Source organism: Rahnella sp. PD4, assembly GCF_049199325.1.
In the GTDB taxonomy this organism is placed as follows: domain Bacteria; phylum Pseudomonadota; class Gammaproteobacteria; order Enterobacterales; family Enterobacteriaceae; genus Rahnella; species Rahnella perminowiae.
Window position 1 is genome coordinate 218,780 of the sequence record NZ_JBLZQF010000004.1, and the last position, 14,724, is coordinate 233,503.

The window sequence follows — 14,724 nt, forward strand, 5'->3', positions numbered from 1 at the left end:
GGGTATCTCCTTATATTTATTAGCCACACAACACCGCAGCACGTGCAGGATCAATAGCAATTAACCCCACCAGCAGATTCTCCATTTCACCATGCAGCCGCGATTTGTCGGTGTCTGCGCGCCCGGATTTCATGCGCAGGAGTTTCAGGCGTCTGGCTTTCACTTCAAACAGCAGTTCAGGTTCCCATTGCGTGAGGGTGAGCGTGGAGCCATTGCTGTCCAGTTCCCCCAGCAGATGCAGTGCCATGTCATTTTTGCCGTATTGCTCGGCAACGCGGGCCATCAGCAGACGTACCAACCATTGATGGCGGGGCGTGCGGGCACCGGGGCGGTTTTGCAGCCAGTTCAGGGCGGCTTCTACGCCGCTACTGTCAGCCTGTGCCAGCGCTTCCGGTTCAAGTTGCAGAATATCGTCATTGCCTGCTGTGGACGCCGATGCAGAGGGTTCGTTACCCCAGCTTTCCTGAGATGTCATAACCTGTTGATTGATCCAATTCAGTGTGACTTCATCGGCGAACGGGGTGCCATCATCAAATGCCAGCCCTTCGAGACCGGGTAAGCGGGTGAGCATTCCGTTTAAATCCTGCTTAATGATGTCAGCCCAGGCTTCATAGGGTGCGCCCGCTTTGATCAGCGCCTGATGGAGATACCATTGCAAATCCAGCCAGAGATGATTCACGCCCTGAGCGAACAGGCTGTCTGTCTGCTCCAGCAACTCCAGCCAGCTTTGCTGCAGATAAAGTCGCTTGAGCAACGCGCGGTGTTCCGGTTTCGGAGGCGCCAGACGGGTCCGGCCATCAGCGGCAAGGGGAGGCAGTTCATGCACTGTATCCAGGCGGATGCTTTTAATCAGATGATGACCTGAGAGCCAGCCGGATGGCTGATCACGCAGGTATTGCGCCAGCAATCTGGCCTGTTCTAAGAGTTCACGCCCGGAGGTGACCGGCTTCAGTACCGGGGATTCTCCGGTTGCAGCTGAATGCTGAATGCTTGTAGTTCTGCTGTTTTGCGGAATGACAGCGTCAAAACCGCCGGACTGTGCAAGGCGGTTTTCCAGCGCGGCATAGAGTGCCCCAAACTGCGGTCGGGAGGATTGCTCCCACGTACTTAATCCTTGCTCAATTAAAGCCAGTGCGCCCACGATGCGGGAAAAATCAGCCTTATCCACTTCCGGGAACAGCGAGAGACTGTCGAGCATGCGTGAACCCGACAGCCATTCCATCGAGGCTTTCCTGCTGGCTGGCCGCAACGGATGCAGGGTTTCACCAAAGCGTGAGATCAACCCGGCCAGCAGGGAAAGGCCATCGGCCAGCCCGGCTTCACCGTCGCGATGCAAGCGCGCCCAGATGTAATAGGTGGCAACGCGGACGTCCTTGCAGTGCGTGATGAGCAGATTTTCCGCCAGTTCGCAGGTCAGAGAAGTATCCGCGCCGGAAAGTTTGTTTACCTCTTCACGCATCTGCTGGAAGCTATCGTCATAACCCGGGTCTTCGCCAGTTGGCGCTTCTGCGGTTACCGGATGGAGCCAGTTATCCCAAAGCAAGGCTTGCTGTTGTGCCTGTGCTAACAGAGACGAAGTTTCAGCAGAACATGCATTCTGTAGGGTAATTAATGTGGACATTACGGCTCCTCAGCGACAGCGTCGGGATCAAAAGGTTTTTCTACAGAGGCAACCCGTGCCGCCTTAACCTGGAAAATCTGCGCGGGGAGAGTGAAGTTTCGCAATCTCAGCAACGCCAGCGGACCTTCACCCGCCTCCGTGCGCAGGGTGTAATTCAGCCGTCTGCCATCCGGTGCTTTCCAGGTAATGTTAAAGCTGCTGCTCACGCCCTGATACGGCGCAACGGCGGCTTTATCGAGCAGACGTATCAACCCCCAGGCACCCGGCAGATCGGCGAACTGACGTGTGCCTGCCTGTGTGCTTATCCAGCTCAGGCTTGCGCCGGGCGCTTCGGTATCATTCGGCCAGGTGAAGCGTTTCCACGTCGGAAGCTGGTTGTAATAGCTGAGTTTCTGACTGTCGATCACCAGATCTGTCTGCATGACATCTTTGGCTGTCCCCGGACGCAGTTCAAAATGCACACCCGCTTCGCCGTTGGTGAAAACCACGTCAGACAGGTAGCTCAGGGTATCCAGAGCTTTCAGGAAGACAGGACTGAAGGTCAGTCCTTGTGCATTGATACTGTCCGGCACCCAGTGGCTGCCTTCTTTGTGCAGGACGCCGTTCAGACGGGTTTGCATGAAGCGGGCGATGCGACCGCTGTCGCTGTTGAGATAGCGGGCCATCAGCGGCAGTGACACTTCGCTGCTGGTATTTTTTAACGGATAACGACCACCGAATGCGCTGTTCCAGTCATTGACGATGGCTGTCTGCCATTGCGCGTTCAGACTTTCTGCCGCCGGGGTCAGAACTTGCTGCCATGCCTGCTCCATCGGCCGGACAAATATTGTCTGTCCGAATCCGCTCCATTCCTGACCCAGACTCGCGGCCACCAGACTGCCGTAATCGCGGGTTTCTGTCAGATCAACCGCTTTGCCCTGAAATACTGTCTGTGCCAGTGTTTGCGTCATTGCCTGCGGATCGGCGGCATTCACAACTTGCTGAAGTTTAAGACGCACCTGCGTAACCCGCGTCAGGAAGGTTTGCAGACTGAGACTGGCATTGCCTTGCCCACTGGCTTTCTTGTCCATCAATGTCAGTATCGGACCAAACGTTGCATTCAGCGGACCTTGTGCACCGGCCTGCTGATCTATGGCCGGTTGTTCATCACGGTTTAAGAGATTTTTTGCAGATTTCACCAGCGAGTCAGATAAAGCTTCGCCGCTTTGACCGGTTTTGCCTTGTATGTTAAGGGTATTCATCAGCGCCACCAGTGGCGACTGACGCACGTCCGCCATCAGGGTCAACTGATCGATAGCATCTGACAGTGTTTGTGCCTGTTGCCAGTGCAGACTGTTCAAGAAATCCAGCCAGCTTGCAGAGAAGTCTGCGAAATAGCGTTCTTTCAGGCGTGCCTGAAGTGCTTCAGGTGAATCCTGCTGCAACACGGCGGTTTTGTTGTCACTCAGCACCCAGTCCATTTCTTCACGTCGTCCATTGACCACTTTATCAATCGCCGGTTTGACGGACTCCTCCCAGGCTTTACGGGTGAACATGCCCGGCACCACGGCATCCGTGGTCAATATCTTTTCAGCATCCGTATCGCCAGCCATATCAGCCAGCGTCATATCTGCATACTGGTGAGCGACCTGTAGAAGCATTTTCTGATAAAGCGAGGATTCACTGTTACGGGCACCCATCATGCGAACCAGTAAGGTACGAACCTGACCGATAAGATTTTCATCTGCAGAAAGTTGCCATTCCGGATGACGGGAAAGGTTACGGCCATAAAAATCCAGAAGGAGAGGACCTTCTCCCTGCCATACACCTTCCGGTGCTCCTTTGCGTTGCGGCCAGTCGCTTAATAGCGTTTTGCTGAACCATGCCGCATCCATTTTTTCAGGGCGTGACAGCATCAGGTAGAGCTTTAACTGGTCGTAAGCGGGCTTCACCAATGCATCCCGGCGCAGATCATCCGGTGGAAGACCGGTGAATGTGGTGAGCTTGTCTTCAAGGTACTGAGCGGCGGCGTCACGTAACAGAGGCATCGCACTGGCGGCATACTGTGGCCAAAGTGCAGCCAGCAGAGGATCATTCTGATTCAGTCCGAACCGGCTAAACCAGGGTGCATGCTGCTGGCGGTATTGAAGCCTGTCGAGCGTGTTTTGCAGTTCGCGCTGGGCTTTGAGTCGCGGTGGTAGCGCCTGCTTCACATCCGCAGCCTGTTTCACCTGCGCTTCGCTGGTATTAATCGTCTGGCGGTTAACGATAAAGGACATCACCATTCCCGCGCCCCATAACACCATCACACCTGCTGCAATCATGCCGCACGTTTTACCCCACGCGAACCCGAGCTTTTTGACCGCCAGCCCTGCGGGTAATGACGACAGTGAGCCGAGCAAAACATCCCAACGGTTATCCTTGCCCCAGTGATGTTTTACCGTGCGCTGTGCATTGACAGATGCCGGGCTGAACATGATGCCTGCAAGGGGAGAAGGGCGGTAAGGGTTGAGCAACGCGGCCACAGGTTCAGCAATAAAGTCCGGTTTATGTGCGAGTTGATCAGCAAGCTGCAACAAAAACAGATTCTGCCTGCTGACGCCGATTTGCTGCATGCCTTGTTCGATCAACGTCGGCACCAGCGCGGTAAGTTGTTTTCTCAGTTCATCCGGTTTGCAGGCGGCAGGCAGCAGGCAGCCCACAGGTTGCGTGATACGGGCTTTATTTTGATTTCCCGCTGAATGCAGTGACCACACGTACAACGGCAGTCGCCATCCCAGCAGATCAAAGCGAACTGAAAACGCTTTCGCGGCGCTATCCATCATGTCGGCAGAGAGAGGTGTTTGCGTCTGCAACTGACCATTCTCCGTATGCTGCGCCAGTGCAGATGTCACCCAAACCAGGCCATCCAGCGGGCGGCGGCGCAAATGGCGCAGTGCAACAAGCCATGCGCTGTCGGCCTGCGCGGCCAGATCGCCACCCCACAACAACACGGTGCCGCTGTCTTCCTGCCAGTATTGCGATGTCAGGCCGGGAGTCAGACGCTCAACATCGGCAGCGCTGCCGGTAAGCAGCAAAATACGGACTTTGTGTGACCAGAAGCGGCCGTAAGTCTGGCGCAGGGCTTCGCGGATTTCGGTTACCGTGACGTGGCGCGGCGGTGTTTGCAGCAGACGTTCTTCACTTCCCGGCAGGACGTTCTGCTTTTTTTCTTCTTCGCGGTGCATGAGTTGTTGCACCAGTCGCAGCAGCGCAGGGCCAAAACGCAGCACTGCTCCTAGCAAGCAGATCATCAGGAAGGCTGCGGCTTTTTTGCCGGTAGTATCGAGACCGAGTCGTTCCCCGTGATGCCAGACAGCCCATCCAATGAGGCTGAATACAGCCAGCAGCAGAACCGTCAGGCCCCCAAAACGCCAGAGCCTACTTAATACGCTCATCCCCACTCCCTGTTGCGATGGTGTAAACAAAATTTTCTGCTCCTGTTGTGGATAACGCTAACCAAGATTGTTGTCCGATATGAACAAAATCAGCCCCCAGCGCGAGGGTAAACCAGGGAGAGTAAGGTCCCTGAATGCCGCAATATGTTTCGACTGTCAGAATATTTTCTGCCTGCCATCGGGTGCCAACTGCATTTCCGATGGTGATAACTGCGGCGGAGGACGCGGTCCATTTTTGGTGATCACCCAGGACGCTAGTAGTCTGGCAAGCCTGCGTTTGTGTTGTAAGAAGCAATGTCAGCTCTTCGTTGAGATTATCCACATGCAGCGGCATAGGACGCAGTACACGGACGATGTGTGGCAGAGCATATTTTTGCGCGACATCATCACTGGTGAACAACAATGCGGCCAGACCGTCGGAATAACGTGTATCCCCGTGCATCTGCATCACCAAAATCAACTGCACCGTAGATTCCGGTTGCCCGAGTCTTTCATCAAGTGACCGGAATGAAAGCTGATCGATGATGTTCAGCGATGCAGGACGAAGGTTTTCAGGCGCACGGGTCTGCCAGCACTCATCAAACAGGGCGAATAATTTCTGCCTGCCTGATTCGGGTTCATCGGTTAATACCGTGACCTGAAGTGCTAACTCAGGGGGGAGTATCTGCAGGGCACTCTGAATACCTTCCAGCAACGTATTAATTACCGACTTGTTATCTTTCAAATAATCAATGTGGCGAACCAACCCCTGTTGCTGCGGTAAATCTCTCAGATTTTGTTGTAACAGTGCTGCTGAAATACTGTCCGGTAGCATCACGCAACTTGCGGATACTGCGATATAGCGTTCTGCCCACGCGGTCCATTGTTGCTGAGCGTGTTCAGCCTCACGCTGGAAGAACTGGAAACGCTCCATTTCGCGGCCATAAAGATAACCACAGGTACTGAAAGTCAGTATCCAGAGCACGACGGGAATCAGCGCGAATAACCAGATATTGATCGGTTTCAGCACGCTTAGTGATCCGGAAGCATGTAAAACGAATAGCAACACACTGGCAATCACCGCCAGCACACCACTGATTAACCAGCCGCCGGAAGAAGGAGGTGAGGGTTGTTCAGTCGTAAAGGGTTTTTGACGTTCCCAGCCCATGACTTATCCTATTGCGCAATCCGGAGCACTGGAGATGACCTGACAACCGCAAAGGCATTTACAGCCATCCACCACAATGGCTTTACCGTCTGAGGACCATTCGGGTGAACCTTCTACAATAGGGTTAACACCGTGAAAGGGAACAGGGCAACTGACTTTGTCACCTATTAAGGCGACAGGTTTTCCGTTTACAATCATGGTTGAAGAGGCTGAAATAACAGAGCCACCGTGTGTGGTTTTATCGCCGAGTAATACGAAACCTTTTGGCATGAGAATTCCTTTTATTTGAGGTTTAAGTAATATTGATGAAATAACGTTAAAGGTAATTTAAATATGCGAATTTTAAATTTTGTCTTAATTTTTTTGTCGGGAGAAATTACGTAATTCTGTTTAATGTTATTGGAGTTTGTTTTTTCGTAAAATATCCATGGCGGTGTTAATCAATATGGTATCCATAAATCCTACCTCTCATTCATACATTTATGAGAAATATATCAGACCTCAAGTGGAAAGGGTTTTTGATTTCCTTTTCTACCCATTGACTATCAGAGGGTGGAGACAGTGTTTTATCCGTTGCTCTGGTGCAGCTGCTTAAAATAAGTACTGAATAAGTAATGTTATACCTACCCATGTAATAACTATCTAAAGTAACGGAATGTGTTGGGAGGCTTGCATTGTTTTTAGGTATAGCACAGCGTTCACCATACTTTTCTAAGCAGAAATCACCCATTTCGAAAGTGCCGCCTATGACATAAACCATATTTTTTATGGTTTCTTTAAGGAATTGTTCTTTCTGTTCACAACCAGCAATAAGAAATAAACTCAGAGGGATTATTATTATTTTTCTGTAGGACATAAGGCGCATTCCTTCGCATTAATTGTTAGCGATACTTTTCTGGTAAGGATTGGGCGTTAATTACGCAGCGGAAGGTAATGTTAGGGAAAAATCCTTGCTCGGCTACTTTGTAAGGATCTATTTTTGGTTCCGATTCAGACGCTTTACGAATATCCCCATTATATTTTATAAGGACATCTACTGGAAAAATTCTTAACAACGGTTCTTTTCCCGTTCTGAACATAGTTGTTGCCGTCGGTGTTGCATCATCTTTACGGCTATCTCCTAGCGGCATTCCCCTCAATACTTTTTCAATACCTAATTGTGGGCCAGTAGGATTATGCGCGGGACTATGTTGATAAAATGTATCGCTGAACCAGTCAAACATCCATTCTTGTCCATTTCCTGCCATATCAAATATTCCTAAGGGCGACGCTGGAAATTTCCCTACTGGGTATAAGCCGGCATAATAACCTGAGTATCCTTTTTCTTGTTCATATGAGGGAACATTAATACCAACTCTAAAATGCCCATCGTTAGTGCCATACTGAGTATCTTGACCGCGATTCCGAGCAGCGTATTCCCATTGAGCTTCTGTTGGTAAGTTAAATGGTAGGCTAGTTTTTTTTGCTAACCACTGACAATAGTCCATACTCAACTGCCAGTTAGCGGTAGCTGGGTAATCATCACCTCGTAACGAAGGGTATTTTTTTAACCATGTTTGATCAATCTTTAGCTTAGGGAGTGATTGGTCATTTGTAAAATGATCATATTCACTGTAAGTGACCTTATACTTAGCCATGTAAAAACTATCAAGTGTTACCGAGTGGACTGGCAGACTTGCATTATTATTGGAAAGAGCACAGTGTGTTCCATATTCTTTGACGCAAAAATCACCCATTTCGAAAGTGCCGCCTTTGACATAAACCATATTTTTCATGGTCTCTTTAAGGAATTGTTTTTTCTGTTCACAACCAGCAATATGAAATAAAATCAGGGGGATGATGATTATTTTTCTGTAGGGCATAAGACGCATTCCTTCGCATTAATTGTTAGCGATATTTTTCTGGTAAGGATTGGACATTAATTACGCAACGGAAAGTGATTTTCGGAACGAATCCGCGTTCAGCAATCTTATAAGGATCAGTTTCGGTGTCTGCCTCAGTTGCCTTTTCAATATCGCCATTAAATTTATCCCATAAGTCGGGTGGTAAATCTTTTAATAATGGATCTTTGCCAGTTCTAAACATCGTTGTCGCGGTTGGTGTTGCGTCATCATCAACACTATCACCTGCAGGAAAGCCCCTCAGTGATTTTTCATTGCCACTAACAGGACCAACGGGATTTTGTGCAGAGCTATTTTGATAGTAAGTCTTGCTATACCAATCCAGCATCCACTCTTGCCCATTGCCTGCCATATCATATAGCCCTAATGGAGTCGCTGAAAATTGTCCTACTGGGTACAAACCAGCTGCAAAACCAGCATATTGTTTTCTCTGTTCATAGCCAGGAACTGTTTTACCTTGAATAAGGTGTCCGTCTACGGTTCCATATATTATATCTTGTCCGCGATTGCGTGCCGCATACTCCCATTGTGCTTCTGTAGGAAGGCTAAACGGAAGGTTTGTTTTATTGGCTAGCCATTGGCAATAATCACTACTTAGCTGCCAATTTGCAGTCGCTGGATAGTCCGCATTTCTCAAATTAGGATAACGCTTAAGAAAACCTTCTGAGATTTTCAGTTTTGGTATCTTGTTGGCACTTGTATAAAAATCATAATCCCTATACGTGACTTTATACTTCGCCATATAAAATCCATCTAGCGTCACGTCATGAACTGGTAAGCTGGCATTATCGTTATGAATAACACATCTTTGCCCGTATTTTTTAAGGCATACATCTCCCATTTCAAAGGTTCCGCCCTGGACAAATACCATGTTTTGTAATGTTTTCGTAATAAATTCATCACTCCTATCACATCCTATTAAGCTCAAAATTAAGGCTGCAAGTATTGGTGGTTTAAAGTTTCGCATTTCTAAAATCTCCATTTCTATGTTAAAGCTTCATTTTTATAGTAAAGTCTACAAATCATATTTACTGCCAATTTATAATCGTATGTATCATTTGCCATTATTTCATAACCTGCCATTGGCGTGGTGCTAAGTCTCTGATAGATTGATTCAAACGATTCTCCGAAACCATCGCTTATCAAGGTTATAGTACCAAACTCTACTTTTGATCTATCGCCAAAATACATACGACTTGCCAGGCGAGTTTGCTTTTTTTTCCAGTCTGGGTATTTTTTTTCAGCTAGTACCAGTGAACAATGCTGAATGACATTTTCGTATTCTGATTTTGATTGAATCCAGCGAAATATATTGATGACTCCCTGTTTAAACTTAGCATTGTTTTCATTCCACATATCTTGTAGGGCATCTACAAAGTCTTCTTCCGTTAACATTGCAAGCATATTGCCTTTTACTTCAGGAGTTGAATATTTGCATAGATTTTTGTCAGACGATATTTTTTCAATAAAAGCAATCCTTTCGTCTTTTGTCTCTAAATAATTATTAATGGCAGCATCAATGTCTGAAGCGGATTTATATAGTTTTTTAACATTTTCGCTATTATTGATCAGGGTTAATAAATTTATTTTAGCTAAATAGTCAAATGCATCTTTTTTAATTACGACTGCCAATTTCTGATAATCAGCATCTCGTAATAAATAATAAACATATTTTAAAAAATCAAAAAGCATTTCGCCATCTACTTCAAAATCAATGCCACCGCTTGCACCTACACCCCAACATAATCCAGCATGGCAGGCGATATAAAGTTTTCCATCTGATAACTTAATTTCGAACGTCGCTTCAAAACCTGCACCATTAAGGTACGATACGCTTTCACTGATCTTAGCAATCGCTTTATAATCCTCTTCTTTTGTCGAGGACATCTTTTCAGGCTCTTTCCACATAACAGCACCTGAAACCTCGCCTTTTGCTTCGATGCCGGCAAAAGCACGAATACCGCCTCTGACTTCTGAGTTTTCATTAACTTTGGTTAAACTGATTTTTCTTTCGCCAGGTGGCGGAGTGGGTTGGTAGTCTGAACCGCTGCCTCTTATACCAGCCGTTTTGTCTCCATCAGGTTTTTTATTTATTGTGATGCCTAGTTCCGCAGTTAAGGACGCCCCCACACTGCTGGTAGCTACCACTTCCAGATCCAGTCGAAAATATCCCAGTAGACAATCACCTCCGCCACGCTTCGGCACTGAAGGTAACCAGCCTAAACGGTGGGGGAACATCACTTTAAAATTTGCTTTCGCTTCCCAGATGGCGAATTCGGCACTGCCACTGACTTTGGCCTGTGCCTCCATATTGACAGGGTCGAATTCCAGATTAGCGCCGACACCGGCGGTATACCGTAAAAGCTGAGCACCGGCGGAAGCATCGAAATGATCTGATCCTGACTGATCTTTCTCATCATGCAGTTGAAATTTAGCCGCTTTGTTCCATTTATCCGACCAGGCGAATAATGAACCTGTGTGGTCGGCAGGATCGACGATATCCCAGTCTTTTTTAATTTTAACGCTGACGTCTTTAAGCTGATTATGCAGTTCTTCCTTATCAATTTTCCCATCTTTGATAAAGCTGCCTTTTCCGCTTTCTGCCTGTTCCGGAATGTAAGGTTCCCATCTTTTACTGTTCAGGCTCGGGCGAACATAAATAACTTTTCCTTTACCACCAGATTTGCGTATTGGCAGCACCTCGATTAATTTTTCAGTGTTATTGCCAATTTCACTTAGTGAGTGAGGTTTATCTTCAGTATCGTCAGCAGCCTGCATGGGTTCGAGGAAGTTCAGGCCACGTTTCAGATTTTTATTGGCATCAAACAGAGTCTGTTCAAGCTGACTGTATTTCGAACTAAGCGCCGGGTCTTTTGGCGAAGCCAGGCATTGTCCCTGAATATCGGCAAAGGCTTTTGCTGCACTGATTTGTTTCTCAACGAGTCCTTGCAGGCGGTTGTTTTCATCTTCAATGGAAGTGGCTGTTTCACCGTCCACGACATAATAGTATCCGGTTGAAAGCTCGAAATAGACGACACCTTTATCTTTGGACTTGATATGCGCGTCTGTGCCCGTTCCCAGTGCTTTGGTCTGAGCTTCGGCAACGGGTTTGCTTGAATCCGTCATGTTAACTCCCTGTTATTCATCTTCCGTGTAGAGCCTGATACTGCCAGGTGTTGCGCCGTATACCGTTGTTGTCTTCCCTTCAGCATCCGTTCTGCCGTGTATCTCTTCGCCTTCGGCGGTGATTAATTTATACAGATAGTTCGGACGGGGTTTACCGGTGTTTTGATCTCTAATAACAAAAAACTCATTGAAACCTTTGGGAAACTCAACTAGTTGTGAGTGTAAACTTGCGGCCCCTAATTTTTGTACATTTGCAGCTTTGAGCAGGATATTCCCTGGAGCACCCAGTTCAATATTACCGCCGCTGATTTTGATATACGCACCGGCGCAGGTCAGTACGAGTTCAGAAGAGGCTGTAACAGTAACTTTCCCTTCCGCACTGGTCAGCTGAACATCTTTTTTCGCCAGTGCTTCAAGGTTGTCGTCCTGCGCCTGTATTTCCACTTTCCCTTTAGCCGCAAACATTTTCATGCCCTGTTTAGCGGCAAACAGGCTGAGATTTTCACCCGCAGAGACAGTGAAGTTCTTCATCGCGCTGATATCGGTATTTTGCTGCGAAATGATGCCCACGCTGGCATCTCCCGATGCCAGTCGCACCGCTTTCGGGCTGCTTACGCTGATGCCTTGCGGAGCATTGAGTAAAATACCGGGCTGAACCAGGTTGCTGAGCGAGCTGGTCAGCATCTCTTGTGAATCGGTGTCTGAGGGGGTAGCAGTAGCAATCTCAGCTGCAGCTGACATACTTTTCGCCAGCGAAAGGGCATTTTCAAGTTGAGCAATGGCAGCGTCCATGTCCAGCATCTGAGTACTGACACCGGCCTGATCCGCCGTGATAAAAATCCCTTTCCCGCCGCGTATCGCTCCCCATTTATCCGTTCTCAGCTCAAACCCTTCACCGCGCTGTCCGCGTTTAGCATCCACATTATGCCCAAGGTTCAGCTGGGTTTTACCCCCATATTCGGTGCTGAGTTTGATGTGTTCTTCGCCGCGCTTATCTTCCATGCGCAGTTTGTTATTTGCAGGCGTGCGGATGACGTTGCGGGTGTTGTTTTTCTCGGTGACGTGATCGGTATGACGTGAATCATGAAGCGCGTGCGCGATATACGGGCGATCAGGGTCACCGTCGTGGAACGCGATCGCCACTTCAGTGCCCTGGATCAGCGGGAAGTGAATACCATACATATCACCGCCATAAGGTTTAGCGAGGCGGACGGGCATGCTTTCCTGACCCTGCGCCTTTTCATCCTGATCAGCATCGAATTTGACGCGATATAACCCCGCAGCATCCTGCCAGGCATAGATGTCGTTGGCTTTTGCGCTGGTGACGCGTGCCATCATCGTACCGCTGACTTTAGGACGCGGTTTAAGAGCAGGGCGCCAGCACAGGGTTTCGCTGTAGGGGGCAGCGGTAAAGTTCACCGATAATGAAGTCGCCCTGCTTCCGGCAAAACGTAAACCAGTGATGACGACGGGCGATTGCCAGACTGCCGGAAGGGTAGGTGGCAGAGTGCTTTCCTGGACAGTGAGCACTTGTAGCAGGACCAACGTCGCATCCGTGCTACTTCCACTCAGTTGGGTTTGTGCTGCTAAAAAACGCTCATGCTCAAGACGTGCCCAAAAGTTGCCGCTTTCCGGTGCGGGTGTCATTGCGTCACCGCGAACTAAATGGCGGGGCTGGTACTGGTAGACATCCCCATAAGTGATGCCATCACCGTCACCCCGGCTCATATCTGCCCGTGCGGAAACCAGTGAAAGCTGGGCTTCCCGATGGTTATAATCTTTAGCCAGTACCGACGCCTCGACAACCTGATGGCGCAGTGCCAGACCCCATACCGCTTCGACGCCGTTATCATTCATCCCGGCCGGATTACCCAATGGCAATGTCTTACCAAACTGGTAGCAACTTTGTTTATCGCCAAATACCACTATCTCGGTTTGTGTGTCTTCCTGAAGCGTGAAGGTATAGAAAATCCCTACTTCGGCCAATAAACGCTCGATAAACGCCCGATCACTTTCATCAAATTGGTTAATTTGTTCACGCTTCGGATAGCTCAGCTTTAAATTGAACTGAAACTCCCATCCTTTGAAGTTGTGTTCGCGCAGAATCTGTTCAACAACCTCAGGGATGGATTTTTGGAGAAAGAATCGATGTGAGCGCTTCTGATTACCTAAAAGTGCGAAGAAGGGTTCAACGGTAATCTGGTAATGGGCTTCATCCGCTGAGCCTGTCAGACGGGTGAAATGAGTCACCACGCCATGTACGACTTTTTGCACGTGCGGCATCGTCATACCTGGAACCAAAGCCCCTGCGGTTTGCATCGTCAGCGTTGTGCTACGCCTTAACATCGTTTTCGCATCAATATCTTTATTGGCGCAGGTGAAATCGATTTTGTAACGATACCCGTAACTTATTTCTTCCTGTCCCGTAAAAGACTCCACGTCGAGATACACATCACAGCTCTGAACATCGAGTCGGTAACGATTCAGGCTTCCGGAGAGCGAATTAGCTGTATCGGTTAATGTATCGATAATATTCATTTTGCATCCTTCTGCATTACCCTGAGTCAGCAAATCATGCTCCGGTAATATGTGTCCTTTGAATGAGTAAATTGGCAGGAACTATTTAGCTATAAACGTAGCCGCAAACACTTCTCTACTTCCGTTTTGGGTGTCAATGACTGAAAAGCTCACGTTATATTCATTATTAGCGATAAATGCATAGCCCATTAAAGGTAAGCAGCTATTTCTGGCATATATTTTTTCAGTGAAATTGACAATAAACTCATTCGATTCCCCTGTTTTTTGTATTTTCATCCGTTCGAAGACCGCGTTTTCACCTGTCTCCGAGGAATATACGCACACTTGTCCGTCAGACTGTTCTACTTCAGCGATATCCCAAGGGATCCTGTCACCCAGGCATCCGGTGAGCAGAAAAACAAGCATTAATATTGTTATCTTCATAGTGCCTCCGGTGACGGAAATGAACCCAGAATGCTCTCATACATGCGTATAAGATCGACATCAGCATAATAACTGTCTTTATTAATAAAGTTATTGCCCCACAGTCCTTGCCAGGTGCTATATCCCATATCCCGCAACACATAATAATCTGAGACAATAGAGGCTTGTTGTTCCATGGAATAGTCAGACAGACGGTTTTTAGTTAAATCATAATGATAATTTGCAGCCCAACTGAATAGTCCGCGAAGTTTAACCAGCATGCCATGCTGATACTGCCAGACGTGGCAGAGTTCATGTAAAAAAACATGCCTGCTGTCTATGCTTATTCTGTCTGATGAAAAGTCAGCGTAATAATAGCCTTCCCGCAAATAAACCTCTCCGTTTGGCGTCATGGCGAAATTCTTCGCCTGTAAACCGAACGGAAGGTAGCTGCCGCAATGGATCCAGACTGTTGAGTCGTTGATCTGTTCGCCGTAAAGCGTTTGCGCTAATCTGACTTCCCCCGGAGTCATTCTCCTGAGCTGTCCTTCTCCGCCTGACATATACGTTTCC

At 48.2% G+C, this 14,724-nt stretch carries 11 protein-coding genes; all 11 read right to left on the bottom strand.

All coding sequences use genetic code 11. The annotated features are described in order from the left end of the window. Window positions 1–19 precede the first annotated feature (19 nt). The 11 genes from tssA to ACOZIO_RS12875 all read right to left on the bottom strand — a co-directional run bounded on the left by tssA (window position 20) and on the right by ACOZIO_RS12875 (window position 14,714). Window positions 20–1,621, bottom strand: a complete 1,602-nt coding sequence (tssA, locus tag ACOZIO_RS12825) for a type VI secretion system protein TssA (protein WP_421595353.1) — start codon at window positions 1,619–1,621, stop codon at window positions 20–22. Then, entirely contained in the window at window positions 1,621–5,037 is a 3,417-nt protein-coding gene (locus ACOZIO_RS12830) for an ImcF-related family protein (RefSeq protein ID WP_421595354.1), read from the bottom strand. The genes tssA and ACOZIO_RS12830 overlap by 1 nt, the downstream gene beginning before the upstream one ends. Next, window positions 5,021–6,184 carry a type VI secretion protein gene (locus ACOZIO_RS12835; protein WP_421595355.1) on the bottom strand — a complete coding sequence of 388 codons (1,164 nt, stop codon included), beginning with the start codon at window positions 6,182–6,184 and terminating at the stop codon, window positions 5,021–5,023. Before ACOZIO_RS12835 ends, ACOZIO_RS12830 begins: the two co-directional genes overlap by 17 nt. A gap of 3 nt (window positions 6,185–6,187) precedes the next feature. Beyond that, on the bottom strand, window positions 6,188–6,454 hold the full coding sequence (locus tag ACOZIO_RS12840; protein WP_129953516.1) for a PAAR domain-containing protein: 267 nt from the start codon (window positions 6,452–6,454) through the stop codon (window positions 6,188–6,190). A gap of 202 nt (window positions 6,455–6,656) precedes the next feature. After that, window positions 6,657–7,040 carry a hypothetical protein gene (locus ACOZIO_RS12845; RefSeq protein WP_421595356.1) on the bottom strand — a complete coding sequence of 128 codons (384 nt, stop codon included), beginning with the start codon at window positions 7,038–7,040 and terminating at the stop codon, window positions 6,657–6,659. A 25-nt stretch (window positions 7,041–7,065) separates the two neighbouring features. Beyond that, window positions 7,066–8,046 (bottom strand): formylglycine-generating enzyme family protein, encoded by a 981-nt coding sequence (locus ACOZIO_RS12850; protein WP_217156531.1) that lies wholly within the window; start codon window positions 8,044–8,046, stop codon window positions 7,066–7,068. A 25-nt stretch (window positions 8,047–8,071) separates the two neighbouring features. Then, window positions 8,072–9,052, bottom strand: a complete 981-nt coding sequence (locus ACOZIO_RS12855; protein WP_165383743.1) for a formylglycine-generating enzyme family protein — start codon at window positions 9,050–9,052, stop codon at window positions 8,072–8,074. Window positions 9,053–9,069: 17 nt separating this feature from the next. Further along, window positions 9,070–11,211, bottom strand: coding sequence for a hypothetical protein (locus ACOZIO_RS12860; protein ID WP_421595357.1), 2,142 nt, complete (start codon window positions 11,209–11,211; stop codon window positions 9,070–9,072). A gap of 12 nt (window positions 11,212–11,223) precedes the next feature. Further along, the gene (locus ACOZIO_RS12865; RefSeq protein WP_421595358.1) at window positions 11,224–13,749 is read right to left on the bottom strand and encodes a DUF2345 domain-containing protein; all 2,526 of its coding nucleotides are present in this window, start codon (window positions 13,747–13,749) and stop codon (window positions 11,224–11,226) included. Window positions 13,750–13,830: 81 nt separating this feature from the next. Further along, window positions 13,831–14,172 (bottom strand): putative T6SS immunity periplasmic lipoprotein, encoded by a 342-nt coding sequence (locus tag ACOZIO_RS12870; protein WP_129953521.1) that lies wholly within the window; start codon window positions 14,170–14,172, stop codon window positions 13,831–13,833. Continuing rightward, entirely contained in the window at window positions 14,169–14,714 is a 546-nt protein-coding gene (locus ACOZIO_RS12875; protein WP_421595359.1) for a type IV secretion protein Rhs, read from the bottom strand. Before ACOZIO_RS12875 ends, ACOZIO_RS12870 begins: the two co-directional genes overlap by 4 nt. Window positions 14,715–14,724: the final 10 nt, after the last annotated feature.

Bases quoted from the DNA above. Each gene is read 5' to 3' on its own strand.
- tssA (WP_421595353.1), bottom strand. From the start codon at position 1,621: ATGTCCACATTAATTACCCTACAGAATGCATGTTCTGCTGAAACTTCG.
- ACOZIO_RS12845 (WP_421595356.1), bottom strand. From the start codon at position 7,040: ATGTCCTACAGAAAAATAATAATAATCCCTCTGAGTTTATTTCTTATT.
- ACOZIO_RS12855 (WP_165383743.1), bottom strand. From the start codon at position 9,052: ATGCGAAACTTTAAACCACCAATACTTGCAGCCTTAATTTTGAGCTTA.
- ACOZIO_RS12850 (WP_217156531.1), bottom strand. From the start codon at position 8,046: ATGCCCTACAGAAAAATAATCATCATCCCCCTGATTTTATTTCATATT.
- ACOZIO_RS12840 (WP_129953516.1), bottom strand. From the start codon at position 6,454: ATGCCAAAAGGTTTCGTATTACTCGGCGATAAAACCACACACGGTGGC.
- ACOZIO_RS12865 (WP_421595358.1), bottom strand. From the start codon at position 13,749: ATGAATATTATCGATACATTAACCGATACAGCTAATTCGCTCTCCGGA.
- ACOZIO_RS12870 (WP_129953521.1), bottom strand. From the start codon at position 14,172: ATGAAGATAACAATATTAATGCTTGTTTTTCTGCTCACCGGATGCCTG.
- ACOZIO_RS12860 (WP_421595357.1), bottom strand. From the start codon at position 11,211: ATGACGGATTCAAGCAAACCCGTTGCCGAAGCTCAGACCAAAGCACTG.
- ACOZIO_RS12835 (WP_421595355.1), bottom strand. From the start codon at position 6,184: ATGGGCTGGGAACGTCAAAAACCCTTTACGACTGAACAACCCTCACCT.
- ACOZIO_RS12875 (WP_421595359.1), bottom strand. From the start codon at position 14,714: ATGTCAGGCGGAGAAGGACAGCTCAGGAGAATGACTCCGGGGGAAGTC.
- ACOZIO_RS12830 (WP_421595354.1), bottom strand. From the start codon at position 5,037: ATGAGCGTATTAAGTAGGCTCTGGCGTTTTGGGGGCCTGACGGTTCTG.